This is a genomic window from Pararoseomonas baculiformis (genome assembly GCF_017813395.1).
GTDB lineage: Bacteria > Pseudomonadota > Alphaproteobacteria > Acetobacterales > Acetobacteraceae > Roseomonas > Roseomonas baculiformis.
This window is the reverse complement of record NZ_JAGIZB010000005.1, coordinates 90,261-108,653: the sequence shown is the minus strand read 5'-3', so window position 1 is coordinate 108,653 and position 18,393 is coordinate 90,261. Positions and strand designations below refer to the sequence as shown.

At 69.1% G+C, this 18,393-nt stretch carries 15 protein-coding genes; 6 read left to right on the top strand and 9 right to left on the bottom strand.

Features of this window, described 5'->3' with window-relative positions; translation table 11 throughout:
* The first annotated feature begins 9 nt into the window (after positions 1–9).
* Positions 10–1,071: a siderophore-interacting protein gene (locus J8J14_RS06630; RefSeq protein ID WP_209378687.1), complete on the top strand. Its 1,062-nt coding sequence runs from the start codon at positions 10–12 to the stop codon at positions 1,069–1,071.
* A gap of 134 nt (positions 1,072–1,205) precedes the next feature.
* Here the strand turns inward: J8J14_RS06630 and J8J14_RS06625 are convergent, their stop codons facing one another.
* From J8J14_RS06625 to J8J14_RS06585, 9 genes are all read right to left on the bottom strand, one after another.
* Positions 1,206–1,541, bottom strand: coding sequence for an FKBP-type peptidyl-prolyl cis-trans isomerase (locus J8J14_RS06625; RefSeq protein WP_209378686.1), 336 nt, complete (start codon positions 1,539–1,541; stop codon positions 1,206–1,208).
* A 94-nt stretch (positions 1,542–1,635) separates the two neighbouring features.
* The gene (locus J8J14_RS06620; RefSeq protein WP_209378825.1) at positions 1,636–2,637 is read right to left on the bottom strand and encodes an LLM class flavin-dependent oxidoreductase; all 1,002 of its coding nucleotides are present in this window, start codon (positions 2,635–2,637) and stop codon (positions 1,636–1,638) included.
* Between the two features lie 65 nt (positions 2,638–2,702).
* Positions 2,703–4,031, bottom strand: a complete 1,329-nt coding sequence (locus tag J8J14_RS06615; RefSeq protein WP_209378685.1) for an LLM class flavin-dependent oxidoreductase — start codon at positions 4,029–4,031, stop codon at positions 2,703–2,705.
* Positions 4,032–4,125: 94 nt separating this feature from the next.
* Positions 4,126–6,594, bottom strand: coding sequence for a glycogen/starch/alpha-glucan phosphorylase (locus J8J14_RS06610; RefSeq protein WP_209378684.1), 2,469 nt, complete (start codon positions 6,592–6,594; stop codon positions 4,126–4,128).
* A 96-nt stretch (positions 6,595–6,690) separates the two neighbouring features.
* Positions 6,691–8,139: a glycogen synthase GlgA gene (gene glgA / locus J8J14_RS06605; protein ID WP_209378824.1), complete on the bottom strand. Its 1,449-nt coding sequence runs from the start codon at positions 8,137–8,139 to the stop codon at positions 6,691–6,693.
* Between the two features lie 183 nt (positions 8,140–8,322).
* A complete protein-coding gene (locus tag J8J14_RS06600; RefSeq protein ID WP_209378683.1) occupies positions 8,323–8,763 on the bottom strand; it encodes a response regulator in 441 nt (146 codons plus the stop codon).
* Between the two features lie 58 nt (positions 8,764–8,821).
* Positions 8,822–9,091 (bottom strand): hypothetical protein, encoded by a 270-nt coding sequence (locus J8J14_RS06595; protein WP_209378682.1) that lies wholly within the window; start codon positions 9,089–9,091, stop codon positions 8,822–8,824.
* A gap of 318 nt (positions 9,092–9,409) precedes the next feature.
* Complete coding sequence (gene glgC / locus J8J14_RS06590; protein WP_209378681.1) at positions 9,410–10,678, bottom strand: glucose-1-phosphate adenylyltransferase; 1,269 nt, start codon at positions 10,676–10,678, stop codon at positions 9,410–9,412.
* 276 nt (positions 10,679–10,954) lie between these two features.
* On the bottom strand, positions 10,955–12,616 hold the full coding sequence (locus tag J8J14_RS06585; protein ID WP_209378680.1) for an ABC transporter substrate-binding protein: 1,662 nt from the start codon (positions 12,614–12,616) through the stop codon (positions 10,955–10,957).
* A gap of 137 nt (positions 12,617–12,753) precedes the next feature.
* On the opposite strand from J8J14_RS06585, the gene J8J14_RS06580 reads away from it, so the two are divergent.
* From J8J14_RS06580 to J8J14_RS06560, 5 genes are all read left to right on the top strand, one after another.
* Entirely contained in the window at positions 12,754–13,806 is a 1,053-nt protein-coding gene (locus J8J14_RS06580) for an ABC transporter ATP-binding protein (RefSeq protein WP_209378679.1), read from the top strand.
* Complete coding sequence (locus tag J8J14_RS06575) at positions 13,803–14,777, top strand: ABC transporter ATP-binding protein (RefSeq protein WP_209378678.1); 975 nt, start codon at positions 13,803–13,805, stop codon at positions 14,775–14,777. Before J8J14_RS06580 ends, J8J14_RS06575 begins: the two co-directional genes overlap by 4 nt.
* Before the next feature lie 15 nt (positions 14,778–14,792).
* Entirely contained in the window at positions 14,793–15,746 is a 954-nt protein-coding gene (locus J8J14_RS06570) for an ABC transporter permease (RefSeq protein ID WP_209378677.1), read from the top strand.
* Positions 15,743–16,651 carry an ABC transporter permease gene (locus J8J14_RS06565; RefSeq protein WP_209378676.1) on the top strand — a complete coding sequence of 303 codons (909 nt, stop codon included), beginning with the start codon at positions 15,743–15,745 and terminating at the stop codon, positions 16,649–16,651. Before J8J14_RS06570 ends, J8J14_RS06565 begins: the two co-directional genes overlap by 4 nt.
* Before the next feature lie 87 nt (positions 16,652–16,738).
* Positions 16,739–18,349 (top strand): ABC transporter substrate-binding protein, encoded by a 1,611-nt coding sequence (locus J8J14_RS06560; RefSeq protein ID WP_209378675.1) that lies wholly within the window; start codon positions 16,739–16,741, stop codon positions 18,347–18,349.
* Positions 18,350–18,393: the final 44 nt, after the last annotated feature.

The window sequence follows — 18,393 nt, the reverse complement described above, 5'->3', positions numbered from 1 at the left end:
ACACCCGCCATGACCACGCTGATTGCCGAGGCGCGTGCCCGCACCCGCAGCCCCGAGGCGCTGATCGCCCGCTTCCGGGAGCACATGGTCGATCACGGCCTGCAGGTCGCCGGGCCGCTCGCGGATTCCCGCATCATCTTCCCGGACGTGACCGCGCTGCTGCGCATGAAGGACGGCGAGATCGACCTGCGGATCGAGGCCGCCAACCCCGACCGGCTGGCCGATGCCAAGAACATCGTTTCCGGCCACCTGGATGCCTTCGCGACGGATGAGGCGCTGGGCATTGTCTGGATAGGGGACGGCGCCGTTCCTCCCGATGCTCACCCGCACAACTTCCGTGCCCTGCGCGTGCTGCGCGTGACGGCGCTGACGCCCCGGATGCGGCGCCTCACCCTCTCTGGCGAGAAGCTGGAGCGCTTCGACGCCGACCAGATGCATGTGAAGATCCTGATGCCGGAGAAGGGGGCAGCGCCGACCTGGCCGGGGGTAAGCCCCAGCGGACAGCCCATCCTCGATGGCTGCGGCCTCACGCGCCGTACCTATACGATCCGCAGCCTGGATCTGGCGGCCGGCACGCTGGACATTGATTTCGTCCTGCATGGGGAGGAGAGCCCTGGCTCCCGCTTCGCCATCCGTGCCGAACCGGGAGACTGGCTGGGCATCATGGGGCCGGGCGGCGGCACCATCGCGGCCGATGGCTGGACCCTGCTGGCCGGCGACGAAACCGCGCTGCCCGCCATCGCGCGTGGCATGGAGAAGATGCCGGCCGATGCGCGCGGTGTGGCGCTGATCGAGGTAGCTGATCCGGCGGAGGAGCAGCCGCTGCGCCACCCGCCCGGCATCGCGCTGCGCTGGGTGCACCGGAACGGCGCCCCTTACGGCGAAAGGCTGCTGGAAGCGGTGCGGGGGGTGGAATGGCCGGAAGGCGAATCCCCGACCTGCTGGGCCGCGTGCGAGAACGCCACGGCCCGTGCCCTGCGCGAGCATTGGGGGGAGAGGTGCGGCCTGGACCGCTCCCGCTTCCGCGCCGTGGCCTATTGGCGCCAGGGTGCCGCCGATGGGGAGGGCTGATCCCGCCGCGGCTTCGTTCTGATCCTGCGGTGGTGGTCTGCCCCTCGGCGGGCGAGGTCCGGAGAGGGCAGGGCCCTCTTCGGAAAGCAGCAGGTCAGGACCGAAGCCCGGGATCCGCCCCAGTGCCTCGGGCGTCAGCCGACGCCCAGCAACTCCACATCGAAGACCAGCGTCGCGTTCGGCGGGATCACGCCGCCGGCGCCGCGGGCGCCATAGCCCTTCTCCGGCGGGATGGTCAGCGTGCGCTGGCCGCCCACCTTCATGCCCTGCACGCCCTCGTCCCAGCCACGGATCACATGGCCCATGCCGAGAGGGAAGGAGAAGGGCTCGGCCCGGTCGCGCGAGCTGTCGAACTTGCGGCCCTTGTTCTCGGGCTTGGAGGCATCGAACAGCCAGCCGGTGTAGTGCACCGTGACCTCCTTGCCCGACACGGCCTCGTCGCCCGTACCGGCCTTGCGATCCTCGATCATGCGTCTCGTTCCTTGCTGGAAGGGGGCGGTTCTATCCGGGCAGCGCGCCAGGGCCAAATGACGAGGGCGCGCCGGGTTCCTTCCGGCGGCCCCCTCAGGCGGCAACGGGCTGGGAGGCCGCCACCTCTGCCATGATGGCGAAGGAGCGCTTCCGGGCCTCGTGGTCGTGGATATGGCCGGTAAGCATCAGCTCATCCGCCCCGGTGCGCTCGATGATGTCCCGCAGCCCACGCCGCACCGCATCGGGCCCGCCCACGATGGTGCAGGAGAGGCTGTTGTCGATCATCGCGCGCGCATACGGGTCCAGGCTCTCGTAGAAGCCCTCCTTCGGTGCCGGCAGCTTGCCCGGGCGGCCGCTGCGCAGGTTCACGAAGGACTGCTGGTGGGAGGAGAAGATGAATCGCGCCTCCTCATCCGTCGGCGCGGCATGAAGGTTCACGCCGATCATCACATGCGGCTTCTCGATATGGCCGGAGGGGCGGAAGCGTTCCCGGTAGATGGCGATGGCGTCGTGCAGCGCGGCCGGGGCGAAGTGGGAGGCAAAGGCGTAGGGCAGGCCGAGCGCGGCCGCGAGCTGCGCCCCATAGGTGGAGGAGCCGAGGATCCAGACCGGCACCTCCAGCCCGGCGCCGGGCACGGCCTGCACCCGCTGCCCGGGCTGGGCCGGGCGGAAATAGGCCATCAGCTCCATCACATCCTGCGGGAAGGAATCCACATCGCCCTGCAGGGTGCGGCGCAGCGCATGGGCCGTGACCTGGTCCGTGCCGGGGGCACGGCCGAGGCCGAGATCGACGCGGCCCGGATAGAGGGAGGCGAGGGTGCCGAACTGCTCCGCGATGGTCAGGGGCGCGTGGTTGGGCAGCATGATGCCACCCGCGCCGAAGCGGATGCGCTTCGTGCCATGCGCCACATGGGCGAGGGCTACGGCCGTGGCCGCGCTGGCGATGCCGGGCATGTTGTGGTGCTCGGCCATCCAGTAGCGGTTGTAGCCGAGATCCTCGGCATGCCGCGCAAGGTCGGCCGAGTTGCGCAGCGCCTGGCCGGGGTCGCTGCCCTCGGGGACGGGGGAGAGGTCAAGGACGGAGAGCGGGATCATGGGGGGCATATGGTTGGCTCCTGCCCCGGCCGGAAGGCCAGGGGGTCCGGCGCTTGTGGAAGGGGTCAAGCGGGCTGGAAGAAGCGGTTGGCGGGCCGGGGAAGGCCCAGGTTCTCGCGCAGGGTCCGGCCCTCATATTCGGTGCGGTGCAGCCCGCGCCGCTGCAGCTCCGGCACCACCTTGGTCACGAAGTCGTCCAGGCCGCCGGGCAGGTAGGGGAACATGATGTTGAACCCGTCGCAGGCGCCACCCTCCAGCCAGGCCTGCATCTCGTCCGCGATCCGCTTCGGCGTGCCGACCATGGCGGCACCCCCGTAGCCGCCCAGGCGCTGGGCGAGCTGGCGGACGGTGAGGTTCTCGCGCCGGGCGATGCCGATGGCCCGGTCCCGGCCGCTCTTGCTTGCATTCGTCTCCGGGATGTTCTCGGGCAGCGGGGCGTCGGGGTCGAAAGCCGAGGCGTCGGTACCCAGGGCGACGGAAAGGGACGCGATCGCGCTGTCATAATGCACGCCCGCATCCAGCCTGGCGCGCTTCTCGCGGGCTTCCTCGTCACTGTCGCCCACCACCACGAAGGCGCCGGGCAGGACGAGAAGGTGGTCCGGGTTCCGTCCGGCCGCGGCGGTGCGGGACTTCACATCGGCGTAGAAGGCCTGTGCGTCCTCGATCCGGCTGCCGGCGGCGAAGATCACCTCGGCCGTCTCCGCGGCGAGCTGGCGGCCATCCTCCGAGGCACCGGCCTGCACGATCACGGGCCAGCCCTGGATCGGCCGGGCGACATTCAGCGGCCCGCGGACGGAGAAATGTTCCCCCTTATGGCCGAGGACACGCATCTTCTCCGGGTCGAAATACACGCCGTTCGAGACATCGCGAATGAAGGCGTCATCGTCCCAGCTGTCCCAGAGGCCCTTCACCACATCGATGAACTCATGGGCGCGGCGATACCGGGCGGCGTGTTCCCAATGCTCCTCGCGCCCGAAATTCCTGGCCTCGTCCGGGTTGCCGGAGGTCACCACGTTCCAGCCCGCGCGGCCGCCGCTGAGATGGTCGAGGGAGGCGAACTTGCGCGCCACATGCCAGGGTTCGTTATAGGTGGTGGAGGCCGTGGCGATCAGGCCCAGCCGTTCCGTCACCATGGCGAGCGCCGGCAACAGGGTCAGCGGGTCGAAGCTGGTGACGGTGGCGCTGCGCTTCAGCGCCTGGATCGGCATGTTCAGCACGGCCTGATGGTCGGCCATGAAGAAGGCGTCGAACCGCGCCGCCTCCAGGCTGCGGGCGAAGCGGACCAGGTGATCCAGGTTGAAGTTCGCATCCGGGAAGGCCCCTGGATAGCGCCAGGCGGCCGTGTGGATGCTGACAGGGCGCATGAAGGCGCCAAGGCGAAGGCGGCGGGACATCGGGCGATAAAACCACGAACTTGTTTCGTGTATTTATATGATCACCCCGGGCCCGCCGTGCAAGGCGGTGCCCGGCCCGCCAGGGCCCCTCCCGCTACCGGGGCACGACCCCCCAGATATCCTCGGCATATTCACGGATCGTTCGGTCGGAGGAGAACCAGCCGACCTGCGCCGTGTTCAGCACCGCCGAGCGCCACCAGGCATCCGGTTGCGACCAGCGATCCGCCACGTCGCGCTGCCTGGCGTGATAGGCATCGAAATCGGCGGTGACGAGGTAGCGGTCATCCCGCAGCAGCCCTTCCACCAGGCCGCGGTAGCGATCGGGCTCCCCGGGGGAGAAGACGCCGGAGGCGATCGCATCCAGCGCCCCGCGCAACTCGGGCGAGGCGGTGATGGCCGCGCGGGGGTCGTAGCCCATGCGCTTGCGGGCGGCCACTTCCTCCGCGGTCAGGCCGAAGATGAAGATGTTGTCGCGCCCAACCCTTTCGTCGATCTCCACATTCGCGCCATCCAGCGTGCCGATCGTCAGGGCTCCGTTGAGGGCGAGCTTCATGTTGCCCGTGCCGGAGGCTTCGAGACCGGCGGTCGAGATCTGTTCCGAAAGATCCGCCGCGGGGATGATCATCTCGGCCAGGCTGACATTGTAGTTCGGCAGGAAGGCCACCTTGAGGAGGCCCCTCAGCGTGGGATCGTCATTGATCGTGGCTGCCACGTCATTCGCCAGCCGGATGATCAGCTTGGCCTGGTGGTAGCTCGGGGCCGCCTTGCCGGCGAAGATCTTCACCCGGGGAACCCAGTGGCCGGTCGGCCGGGCACGCATCGCGTTGTAGAGCGCGACCGTCTGGATCACGTTCAGCAGCTGCCGCTTGTACTCGTGGATGCGCTTGATCTGCACGTCGAACAGGGCCTCGGGATCCACCCGGAGTCCGTTGCGCGCGGCGATAAGGTGCACCAGGCGCTCCTTCGCCTCGCGGCGCTGCGCCGCGAAGCCCTGGCGGAAGGAGGAATCCTCCGCGAGGGGCACCAGATCCGCCAGCCGGTCCGGATCGTCCAGCACGGCGGGGCCGATGGCATCCACCAGCAGCCGCGTCAGGCCAGGGTTGGCCCGGTGCAGCCAGCGGCGGAAGGTGATGCCGTTGGTCTTGTTGGTGATCCGGTCGCCGCAGACCTTGTTCAGATCCGCAAACACCGTGTCCTGCATGAGCTGCGAATGCAGGGCGGAGACGCCGTTGATCCGGTGCGAGCCGACGAAGGCGAGATGCCCCATCCGCACCCGGCGCCCATGCCGCTCGTCAATGAGGGAGACGGAGGCCAGGAGCTGGTCATCCGCGCCGCCGCTCCGGGCCCGGTCCAGGTGCCGTGCATTGATCAGGTAGATGATCTGCATGTGGCGCGGCAGCATCCGCTCCATCATCGGCACCGGCCAGGTTTCCAGCGCCTCCGGCAGCAAGGTGTGGTTGGTGTAGGAGAAGGTGGCCTGCGTCACCGCCCAGGCCGCGTCCCATTCCATGCCATGCACATCGACCAGCAGTCGCATCAGCTCCGCGACGCCAATGGCGGGATGGGTGTCGTTCAGCTGGACCGCCACGCGGTCGGCCAGGTTCTCCAGCGAGGGATGCCGGGACAGGTGGCGGCGGATGATGTCCTGCAGGGAGGCGGAGGCGAAGAAATACTCCTGGCGCAGGCGCAGCTCCTGCCCCGATTCCGTCTCGTCGCCGGGGTAGAGCACGCGGGAGATCGCCTCCGCACGCATCCGCGCAGCCTGGGCGCCGACATGGTCGCCGCGGTTGAAGTCGCTCAGCTGCAGCGGGTCCGTCGCCCGGGCCGACCAGAGCCGCAGCGTGTTGACCCGCTTGCCGCGCCAGCCGACCACGGGCGTGTCATAGGCCAGCGCGTTCACGATCTCGCCCGCATGCCAGACCATGCGGGTGGAACCATCCACCGAGACCTCGGACCGGACATGGCCACCGAAGCGGATCTCATAGACGAGGCTCGAGCGCTCGAATTCCCAGGGGTTGCCCAGGGCGAGCCAGTCCTCGGGCACCTCATGCTGGATGCCGCCCGCGATGATCTGCCGGAAGAGGCCGTTCTCGTAGCGGATGCCATAGCCATAGGCGGGCACGCCGATGCTCGCCATGCTTTCCATGAAGCAGGCGGCCAGCCGCCCGAGGCCGCCATTGCCCAGGGCCGCGTCCGCCTCCTGCCCGGCCACCTCCTCCAGATCGACCCCCAGGCCGGCAAGGGCCTGCCGCGCCGTCTCGGTCAGCCCCAGATTGCCGAGCGCATCCGAGAGCAGCCGGCCGATCAGGAACTCCATTGAGAGATAGCAGACGCCCTTGCGGTCCTCGGCGCGGGTCTCGTCATTTGTCCGGCGCCAGTCATCCACCGCATGATCCCGGGCGGCGAGCGCCGTCGCGATGAACCAGTCGCGCGCGCTGGCGCGCTCCGGCCGGCCGCCGACCTGGTAGATCAGCTTCGCGAGGATATTCTTGCGGAAGTCCTGCACCGCGGCCGCGCTCGGGGTTTCGATTCCGGAGAGGGCAGGGGAGAGGCTATCGTTCATGGGCCGTCCTGGTCATGAGAGGGCCATCCTGCCAGGGATGGGCCCTGAACGTAAGGCGCGAGTCACTTCGTGGCCGCTCGCCTTCTGCGCGAGGCATCAGGCCGTTGCCGCGACGCTGCGATAGAGGGCGGCGTAGCGCGCCGCCGACCGGGCCCAGCCGACAGGGGCACGCAGGCCGTTCGACTGGATCCGGGACCAGGCCTCCCGGTCCCGCCAGAGCGCCGCCAGCCTGTCGAGGGTCGCATCCAGCGCCCCGGCTGTGGTCGGAATGAACTGGAGCCCCGTGGCGACGCCGGTGGCGAGGGCGGCCTCGTTCGCATCGATCACCGTATCGGCCAGCCCGCCGACGCGGGCCACGAGGGGCACGGCGCCGTAGCGCAGGGCGCATAGCTGGGTCAGGCCGCAGGGCTCGAAGCGGGAGGGGACGAGCAGCGCGTCGCAGCCGCCCTGGATCGCATGGGCCAGCGCCTCGTCATAGCCGATCCGAACGGCCACGCGCCCGGGATGGGCCTCCGCGGCGGCCTGGAACCCTGCCTCCAGGCCTGGCTCCCCGGCGCCGAGCACGGCCAGCTGCATCCCGTGCCGCAGGAGGGTGGGGAGGCAGGCCAGGAGCAGGTCCATGCCCTTCTGCCCGGTGAGCCGGCTGACGACGCCAAGAATGGGGGAATCCGGCTCCCCCGCCAGGCCCATCCGGGCGCGGAGGGCGCCGCGGTTCAGCTCCCGCCCGGCCAGGTCGTCCGGCCCGAAGGAGGCGGCGAGATGCGGGTCCGCCGCGGGGTTCCAGGCCTCGTCGTCGATCCCGTTCAGGATGCCGTGCAGCGCGGATGAGCGGGCACGGAGCAGCCCGTCCAGCCCCATCCCATGCTCCGGCGTGGTGATCTCCCGCGCATAGGTCGGGGAAACCGTCGTGATCCGGTCGGCCAGTCGCAGGCCGGCCTTCAGCGTGCCGATCCCGCCATAGAATTCCACCCCGTCGATATGGAAGGCGTGGCGCGGCAGGCGGAGCTGTTCCAGCTGCTCCGGCGGCGCCCATCCCTGGAACGCGAGGTTGTGGACCGTGAAGACCGTGCCGGGCCTGCGGCCCTCAGGGCCATACTGGACATAGGCCGGGACAAGCCCGGCCTGCCAGTCATGGGCATGCAGCACATGGGGGCGCCATCCCGGGAGGAGGCCCCGGCCGATCTCGGCCGCCGCCCAGCACAGCGCGGCGAAGCGCCGCGGATTGTCCGGCCAGTCCCGCCCTTGCGGATCATTGTAGGGCCCGCCGGGGCGGGCATAGAGATGAGGGGCATCCAGGAGCAGGAGGTCGAGCCCGGCGGCGCGGGCGGCCAGAAGCCGCGCCGGCCCGCCGAAAAGTTCCTCGAAGCGGTGGAGCTCATCGGTGCTGCCGGCTTTCGCCAGCACATCGGGAAATCCGGGCAGCAGGATCCGCATCGCGACGGATTCACCGGCCAGCGCGGCCGGAAGCGCCCCGACCACGTCGGCGAGCCCTCCCGTCTTGATGAGCGGAAAGCACTCCGAAGCGACCGAGAGCACGCGGAGGATGCCCGACGATGCTGCCGAGGGTGGCGTGTTGTGATCGGACAAGCTTCGCGCCCCCCTCGGAATCCACAGGCCGGCAACCGGTGCCTGGCCCGCTTGCGGGCGGGCCCCGATGGGCGGCCATCATGGCAGGAAAGCGTGATGACGACCGCTACCCGTCCGGTCAAGCCACGCCTGGGCGGCCTTCTACGGCAAGGGATGCCGCTGGCCGCCCTTTCCAGGGCAGGGGACGGAGGCTGGCCTGAAGGGCGCGACCGATGGCCTGCCTGGGCTTACCCCGAACCGGCCAATGGCCTGCAGCACGTCCAGGAGCCGTACCGGTCTTGCGAGCCGCTCCATCTGCGGCGCGCAGCGCGGGGTGTCCGGCATGGTACGCCGGCTCGCGTGATACAGGATGGGAAGATCGGGCCGCTCGGTCCGGACGGCATCGATGATGGCAAAGCCGGCGAGGCCGTCCGCCCCATCCAGATTGGCCAGGAGAAGCCGGGCGGACCGTGGCGAGCGGAGGCAGCTCAGCGCCTCCCCCGCCAGCGCCGCGGCCTGCACGCGAAAGCCGGCATCCTCCAGGGCGTGGTGCAGCACGTCCCTCAGCAGGTCGTCCGGTTCCAGGAGGAGCAGGTCATGCATGCACCCGCACTCCCGCCCAACCGGTCACGCAGGTGAGGCCAGGCAACGGCATGGCGCTTCAGCGAGCCGCGTGTGCGACACGTTCCGGTGTGGACATGGCCATGGAGCGAAAGCCGGACCGAACGAGGTCCGGTCGTGCCCCGCCCTGACGGGCGGACGCCTCGCCTTGAGCAGCCCCCATGCCCTCCCCGGGCCATCCATGGGCCACGGCCAGAATCTCCATCAGCACTTCCTGGGCACCGGTCATGCCGTTGGCGGAAGCGTATCGCGCCAGAACTTCCACCGCTTCGATCACGGTCGCCATGGGGTCTGTGGTGCGAGAGATCATGCAATGGCTCCACTATCGCGTCTGGTCTTCCCAAGCCTCTCAACTTGTCCGGGGCCTGGAAGCGCCCGGCGGGAAAAGCATGCCAAATGCCGGAATGGCGTCAATGCGGAAGCACCCGGGTTCAGGGCCCCGGGGCCCTTGTGCGCCGCACCCATCCTAGAAGTGATGACGCCCGTGCCGGGCGGACCGGCGCCGCCCATTCCGTGTATTTGCGGCCGATACATGCGCCGGCTTCCGCATGGCTGGAGCGGGTGGAACGGCGCACCGCCCAGCCCGCTCGGGCGCGACTCGGGGGCGCGCCCGTGAGGGCCGGCCCGGTCAGGCCTTCAGCGCATCGATCATCGGCTGCGTGATGAGGCTTACCCCCTCAGGGGAGCGGCGGAAGCGGCGCGCGTCCTCATCCGGATCCTCCCCGACAACCAGCCCTTCAGGCAGCACCACCCCGCTATCCACCACCACCTTGCGAAGGCGCACATGGCGGCCGACCAGCACGCCGGGCAGCAGAACAGCCTCCTCGATCTGCCCGTAGGAGCGCACATGCACATTCGAGAACAGGAGTGACCGGCGCACGCGGGTGCCGGAAACGATGCAGCCGCCGGAAACGAGGGAATCGACCGCCATGCCGCGCCGGTTATCGTCGTCCATGACGAATTTCGCGGGCGGCGTGACCTCGCCATAGGTCCAGATCGGCCAGTCGCGGTCATACAGGTCCAGGGCGGGAACCACGTCCGTCAGGTCGATATTGGCCCGCCAATAGGCATCGACCGTGCCCACATCCCGCCAATAGGCATCAGCCTCCCCGCTCGAGCGGACGCAGGAGTCCTCGAAGCGGTGCGCAACGGCCCCACCCCGCGCGACGATGGCGGGGATGATGTCCTTGCCGAAGTCGCGGCTCGATCCCGGTGTCGCGGCGTCGCGCTTGAGTTCCTCCGTCAGGAGGCTGGTCTCGAAGACATAGATCCCCATCGAGGCCAGGGCCACGTCCGGGCGCCCGGGGATGCTGGGGGGATCCGCGGGCTTTTCCAGGAAGGAGACGACCCGGTCGGCCTCGTCGACATGCATCACGCCGAAGGCGCTTGCCTCCTGCCGCGGCACCTCGATGCAGGCAACGGTGACCTCGGCGCCGGACTCGCAGTGGCGCTGCAGCATCACCTCGTAGTCCATCTTGTACACATGATCCCCGGCCAGGATGATCATGTAGCGCGGCGCGTAGCTCTCGATGATATCGAGGTTCTGGTACACGGCGTCGGCCGTGCCGGCATACCATTCGGTTTCCGAGACGCGCTGACTGGCCGGGAGGATGTCGAAGGTTTCGTTCGCGCCAGGACGCAGGAAGTTCCACCCGCGCTGCATGTGGCGGATCAGGCTGTGCGCCTTGTACTGGGTGGCCACCCCGATCCGCCGGATGCCGGAATTCACGGCGTTGGAAAGCGCGAAATCGATGATGCGGGACTTGGCGCCGAAGAACACGGCCGGCTTCGCGCGCCGGTCCGTCAACTCCATCAATCGGGATCCTCGTCCGCCCGCCAGCACATAGGCCATGGCCGAACGCGCCAGTGGCGCGGAATGGACCGGCCGTCTCGACATGCTCTCCTGTTCCTCCCGTGCAAGCCACCGGACTATGGCAGCTTTCGGAACGCCGGGAATGGGGGGCGCCATGAACAAAATCGGCATCGCCGTCCGGCGGGACGGGCAGCGACGGAAGGTCGGGACGGCGGTGTTCGGGGCGAAGCCCGGCGGGCCTGCAACCCCCGGTGGAAAGGGGGGCGCCGCATCCTGCTGCCCGCCGCCTGTCGCGGGTTGCGCAAGGCGGCGTAGCGGGCAGGCCGGGGAAGCGGTGCTCCCCCGGCCGTTTCGGCACGATCAGTTCATGGACATCGTCGCGATGTCGATGAACCAGCTCCGGGGCTGGACCACCCCGGTCACGCGCGGGGAAATGGCGCGAGGGCCGACATCATGCCCCACCCAGAGGAAGGGGGCCTCCTCCACGATGCGCGCATGCAGCCGGGCCAGTGCCGCATCCCGCCCCGCGGCATCGAAGGTGGTGCGGGCGGTCGCGATCAGCTCGTCGAACTCGGGGTTCGAGACGAAGCCCCAGTTGTTGGAGACCGGCGGCTGTGCGGCCGTGGCCACGAAGCGCACCATGGCGAAGAAGGGGTCCATGGTGGCGAAGGTCACGTTGGTCGCGTTCGCGCCACGGGCGTTCGGGTGCTTGGCCCCCTCGCGCCAGTTGGTGAACACCGCGTTCCACTCACCCACTTCCAGCTGCACGTCGAAGTAGCAGGCGCGCAGAGCCTCCTGCAGGAACTCGTTCATCGTCAGGGGCTGCATCTGGCCGGAGCCCGAGGCGGAGGTGAGAACCTTCACCCGCAGCGGCCGCTGGGCGGAATGCCCGGCCTCCCGCATCAGCCGCTGCGCCTCGGCAAGGTCGTAGCGGATGTTGAAGGAGGGATTGCCCCACCAGGGATGCCCACGCTCCACCGTGCCATGCGCCTCCACCATCAGGCCGGAGAGCAGCGTCTTCAGCTCCGCGCGGTTCACGCAGAGATTGGCGGCGTGGCGGACGCGGCGATCCAGCCAGGGCGAGCCCTCGACGAAGGAGAACTGCCAGGGCCAGACATGCGGCTGCTCGTTCTGGTACAGCTTGAACCCGCGCGAGGTGATCTGCTGCACCGCATCGGGCGCCGGTGCTTCGATCCAGTCCACCTGGTTGCCCAGCAGCGCGGCGGTCCGGGTATTGGCCTCGGGGATGGGCAGCAGGACCACCCGGTCGATCTTCGGGCGGCGTGCCGGATCCCAGTAGTTGCGGTTCGCTACCATCTCGAAGCGCTCGCGCGGGGAAAGCCGCACGCCACGGAAGGGGCCGGTGCCGGAGGGTTCGGCCGCGAAGGCCGCCCAGGCCTGGTTCGCCCGCTGCCGGGCATCCGTCACGCTCGCCGGCACGGCGGCCAGCTTCGCCTGCCAATGGGCGGGGGAGGCCATGAACAGGTTGGTCAGGTTGATGGGCAGGAAGCTGTCCGGCTCGCTGGTGGTCAGCTCCACCTCGTAGTCGGAGATGGCGCGGGCGGCGCGCAGCGTGGGCATGCGGCTGACGGTCACGCCCACCTGGGAGGCATCGTAATGCGGCGCGCCCTGGTCCAGCACCTTCTGCACGTTCCACACCACGGCGGCGGCGTTGAACGGGCTGCCGTCATGGAAGGTCACGCCCTGGCGCAGCGTGAAGCGCCACTTGGTCTTGTCCGCCTCGTCCACGCGCCATTCCGTGGCCAAGCCGGGAATGATGACGGAGGGCTTATCCGCGCTGGAAAGGTCCCAGTGGACCAGCGCGTCATACAGGGGGATGCCGGTGAAGCGGTTGCCCTCGAAGCCCTGGTCGGGCTGGCCCAGGGTCCGGGGGATGTCGGCCGCGGTCATGCCGATCCGCAGCACCTTCTCCTGCGCGAGCGCGGGGGCGGCGCCGAAGCCGGCCAGGCCGGCGAACAGGGCGCCCGCCATCAGCCAGGCCCTTCGCGTGGTCTTCCTCATCCGTGTCCTCTCCGTGGGTGACGGTCCGGACCAGGCGTTCGCAAGTTCGGTGCCAGCGGGCCTTCTCCGCCATTGGCCCGCCGCTTGCTTGCTCCCAGGCCGGGCGATGCCCTCCTGCCCGGCCCCATGGGGAAACGATGAAGGCCCGAAAAGACGTCCTGCCGCCGCTGCCCGATATCGGCGGCCCCGCCCAGCCCCTTCTCACCGTGCGCGGGCTGACGAAGCACTTCCCGCTCAAGTCGGGCTTCCTCGGCCGCGCCTCCGGCGTGGTGCAGGCCGTGGACGACCTGAACTTCGAGGTCCGCAAGGGCGAGACCCTCGGCATCGTCGGGGAATCCGGCTGCGGGAAATCCACCACCTCGCGCCTGGTGATGGCGCTGATGGCGCCCACGGCGGGGGAGGTGCTGTTCGATGGCCAGGTCGTCGGCGGGCGGGAGCTGCCGCTGAAGGAGTACCGCCGCCAGGTGCAGATGGTGTTCCAGGACAGCTACGCCTCCCTGAACCCGCGCCTGACCATCGAGGAATCCATCGGCTTCGCGCCGGAGGTGCATGGGCTGGCCCGGAAAGATGCGCGGGCACGGGCGCGGGACCTGCTTGCCGCCGTCGGCCTCAACCCCGACCAGTTCGCGCGCCGCTACCCGCATGAGCTCTCGGGCGGGCAGCGCCAGCGCATCAACATCGCCCGCGCCCTCGCCCTTCGCCCGCGCCTGGTCATCCTGGACGAGCCGGTCTCGGCGCTGGACAAATCGGTCGAGGCCCAGGTCCTGAACCTGCTGCAGGACCTGAAGGCCCAGTTCGGCCTGACCTACATCTTCATCAGCCACGACCTGAACGTGGTGCAGTACATGTCGGACCGGGTGCTGGTCATGTATCTCGGCCGTGTCGCCGAGGTGGGGCCGGTGGGCGCGATCTATGCCGCCGCGGCGCATCCCTATACCGCGGCGCTCCTGGCCAGCCGCCCCTCCATGGATCCCGATCTCCGGCGGACCGAGCCGCCGCTGACCGGGGATCCTCCCAATCCCATCAACCCGCCCTCCGGCTGCCGCTTTCACACGCGCTGTGCCTTCGCGGAGCCGGTCTGCTCCATCACCGTGCCGCCGCTGCACCCGGCGCCGGCGGGGCAGTCGGCATCCTGCCTGATGGTGGTGCCGGAAAGCGGGCATAGCCGGGCCCCGGAGCTGGCCGCATGACCGAACCCCTTGTCCATGTCCGCAACCTGAATGTCCGCTTCGTCTCGCGCGATGCCACCGTCCACGCCGTCAACGGCGTGTCCTTCGATCTCGCCGAGCGTGAATCCCTCTGCATCCTGGGGGAGAGCGGCTCGGGCAAGTCGGTCACGCTGCGCGCGCTGATGGCGCTGAATCCGCCACGCCGCACGCAGCTTTCAGGCACGGTGCGGGTCGGCGGGCATGACATCATCGCCGCTTCCGAGCGGAAGATGGCCGATATCCGCGGCAGCACCGTGTCCATGATCTTCCAGGAGCCGATGACGGCGCTGGATCCGGTCTTCACCATCGGACGCCAGATCGCCGAAACGGTGATGCGCCATGAGGGGCTGAGCCGCGGCGCCGCCGATGCGCGCGCGCTGGAGCTGCTGGAGCTGGTCCAGATTCCCTCCGCCAAGCGGCGGCTGGCGGCCTATCCGCATGAGCTGTCGGGCGGGCTGCGCCAGCGCGCGATGATCGCCATCGCCCTCTCCTGCCGCCCCAGGCTGCTGCTGGCCGATGAGCCCACCACCGCGCTCGATGCCACGGTGCAGATCCAGATCCTGCTACTGCTCCGCCGCCTGCAGGAGGAGATGGGCATGGGCGTGATCTTCGTCACGCATGACCTCGGCGTGGCGGGGGAGATCGCGGACCGCGTGGCCGTGATGTATGCCGGCAAATTCATCGAGGAAGGGCCGGTGCGCGGCCTCATGCGCAGCCCGCTGCATCCCTATGCGCAGGGCCTGCTCGGCGCCACCGTTCATTCCGGCCTGCGCGGCGAGCGGCTGACCACCATCCCCGGCGCGCCCCCGAATCTGGAGCGCGTGCCGCAGGGCTGCGCCTTCGCCCCCCGCTGCGCCCATGTGGAGGAAGCCTGCCTTCCCAGGGTGCCGGAATTCCGCAGCCCCACCCCTGGCCATGCCGCGCGCTGCGTGCGCGTGCCGCAGGCAGCCTGAGCAGGAGGGCGCAGCATGCTTCTCTATCTCGTCCGGCGCGTCCTCTACGCCATTCCCATTGCCCTCGCCGTCGGCCTGGTCTGCTTCATGCTGGTGCAGATCGCCCCGGGCGATCCCATCAACGCCATCGTGCCCGCCGATGCCCCGCAGGAGGTGGTGGAGCAGGTCCGGCGCGACTATGGGCTGGACAAGCCGCTGCCGATCCAGTTCGGCCTGTGGATCTCACGCGTTGTGCAGGGCGATCTGGGCCGCTCCCTGGCCACGGGGCGGCCGGTGACGGCGGATCTGGTTTCCGCGATCGGCAACACGCTGATGCTGGCCCTTGTCGCGGCCGGGATCGGCTTCGTCATGGGCAGCATCCTCGGCACCATCGCCGCCGTGTTCCGTGGCAGCCTGCTGGACAAGGCGGCGGTCGGCTTCGCGGCCGCAGGCGTCTCCATCCCACACTACTGGCTCGGCATGGTGCTGGTGGTGCTGTTCAGCGTCACCCTGAACTGGCTCCCCGCCATGGGCGCGGGGCCTGGCGGCTCCGGCTCCTGGGCCTGGGACTGGGAGCACGTGAAGTTCCTCATCCTGCCCGCCGTCACCCTTTCCGTGATTCCCATGGGCATCATCACGCGCACCGTGCGTGGCGTGGTGATGGAGTTGCTGAACCAGGACTTCGTCACCACCCTGCGCGGCAAGGGGCTGCGGCGGGGCGGCATCGCCCTGCATGTGGTGAAGAACGCCGCCCCCTCCGTGCTCGCGGTGATGGGGCTGCAGCTCGGCTATCTCATGGGGGGCTCGATCCTGGTCGAGACGGTCTTCTCCTGGCCCGGCACCGGCTTCCTGCTGAACAGCGCCATCTTCCAGCGTGACCTGCCGGTGCTGCAGGGCACGATCCTGGTGCTGGCCATCTTCTTCGTTGTGCTCAACCTCGCGGTCGATCTCATCCAGACCGCGCTCGACCCCCGGATCCGCCGCGCATGAGCACGACCATCGCCTCCCCGCCGGCCGCCATCGCCGTTCCGCAGCCCGCGCCCAGCCGGAGCAGGGGCTACTGGCAGGGCGTCGCGCGCCGTCTCTCGCGTGATCCGGTCACGCTGTTCTTCGGGGCCATCCTGCTGCTGATGGCGCTGGCGATCCTCTTCGCCCCGCTGCTGGCGCCGCATGATCCCTACCAGACCAGCATGATCCGCCGTCTCCGCCCCATCTGGTTCCAGGATGGGCGTTACCCGCTGGGCACGGATGAGCTTGGGCGCGACATGCTGACCCGCCTTCTCCATGGCGGGCGGCTTTCCTGGTTCCTGGGCATCACGCCGGTGCTCATCGCCTTCGCCATCGGCGGCACGCTGGGCGTGATCGCGGGATTCGCGGGCGGCTGGGTCAACATGATGATCATGCGGACCACGGACGTGTTCTACGCCTTCCCCTCCGTGCTGCTGGCCGTCGCCATCTCCGGCGCGCTGGGGCCGGGAATCTCCAACGCCATGCTGTCCCTGACGCTGGTCTTCATCCCGCAGATCATCCGCGTGGCGGAGAGCACCACCACATCGGTCCGCAACCTGGACTATGTGGAATCCGCGCGGGCCAGCGGGGCGGGCGCGTTGACCATCGTGCGCGTGCATGTCCTGCCCAATGTGCTCGGCCCGATCTTCGTCTATGCCACAAGCCTCATCAGCGTCTCCATGATCCTGGCCTCGGGCCTTTCCTTCCTTGGCCTCGGCACCAAGCCGCCGGAGCCGGAATGGGGGCTGATGCTGAACACGCTGCGCACCGCCATCTACACCCAGCCTTTCATCGCCATGCTGCCGGGCCTGTGCATCTTCGCCACCAGCATGTGCTTCAACATGGTCAGCGACGGGCTGCGTTCCGCCATGGATGTGCGGGCATAACGAACGGGCCAGGGGCGCTAGCCCCTGACCTTTCGCCTCACGGCACGCGGGTTGCTTCGGGTGGCGTAACCTAACCCGGAGCCACTGATGACCCTCTCTCGTCGCGCTCTTCTGGGCGCCACCGGTCTTGCCGCGCTTCCATCCGGCCTCATCCTCCCCGAGGCCCAGGCGCAATCCGAGCGCGTCCTGCGCTACGCGATCTCGATGGCCGACATCCCCCTCACCGCCGGCCAGCCGGACCGCGGGGCCGGCGCCTATCAGTTCACCGGCCATACGATCTACGACCCGCTGGTGGCCTGGGAGATGGACGTGGCGGACCGGCCGGGCAAGCTCATCCCCGGCCTCGCCACCTCCTGGGAGGCCGATCCGGCCGACCGCAGGCGCTGGGTGCTGAAGCTGCGCGAGGGCGTGACGTTCCATGACGGCTCGGCCTTCGATGCCGATGCGGTGATCTGGAACCTTGAGAAGGTGATGAACGCCCAGGCGCCGCATTTCGACCAGCGCCAGGCCGCGCAGGTTCGCCCGCGCCTGCCTTCCCTGGCCGCATGGAAGAAGCTGGATGCCATGACGGTGGAGCTGACGACCAAGGCGGTCGACAGCCTCTTTCCCTACCAGCTTCTCTGGTTCCTCGTCTCCTCGCCCGCGCAATACGAGAAGCTCGGCCGTTCCTGGGACCGCTTCGCCGCCGAGCCCTCGGGTACCGGCCCGTTCAGGCTGGCCCGCCTCGTCCCGCGTGAGCGGGCGGAGCTGGTCAGGAACGCGGCTTACTGGAACCCGAAGCGGATCCCGAAGCTGGACCGGCTGGTCCTGGTCTGCGCCCCGGATGCCGTCACTCGCAGCAATGCGCTGCTCTCGGGGCAGGTGGACATGATCGAGACCCCGGCGCTGGACATGGTCCCGCAGCTCAGGGCGGCCGGGAACCGGGTGGTGGAGAACGTCACCCCCCATGTCTGGAACTATCACCTCTCCATGCTGGAGGGCTCGCCCTGGCGGGACCTGCGGCTGCGGCAGGCCGCGAACCTCGCCATCAATCGCGACGAGGTCGTCCAGCTGCTCGGCGGCCTGGCCAAGCCGGCGACAGGCGTGGTGGATCCGGCATCTCCGTGGTTCGGCAATCCCTCCTTCAAGGTCCGGCACGATCCGGACGAGGCACGCAAGCTGGTCCGCGCCGCCGGCTTCTCGCCGCGCAATCCGCTGAAGACCCGGTTCCTGATCGCGACCGGCGGCTCCGGCCAGATGCTCTCCATGCCGATGAACGAATACATCCAGCAGGCCTGGAAGGAGATCGGCATCGAGGTTGAGTTCCGGCCCGTGGAACTGGAGGTTCTCTACACCGCATGGCGCAACGGCGCGGCGCATGAATCCCTGCGGGATGTCACCGCCAACAACGTCGCCTATGTCACCTCCGACCCGCTCTACGCCCTGGTCCGGTTCTTCCACTCCGGCCAGGTGGCGCCCACCGGCGTGAACTGGTCCCATTACAAAGATGCGGAGACGGACGGGCTGATCGACCAGGCCGTGCGGTCCTTCGACCCGGCGGAGCAGGACCGGCTCATGGCCCGCGTGCATGAGCGCGTGGTGGACCAGGCGCTGCTGGTCTTCGTGGTGCACGACACGAACCCGCATGTGCTGGGCCGCAACGTGCGCGGCTACACGCAGGCGCAGCACTGGTTCCAGGATCTCAGCACGATTTCCTGAGCGGACGGCAGGCGCCGCATCCAACCATCCTGCCTCCCCGGCGT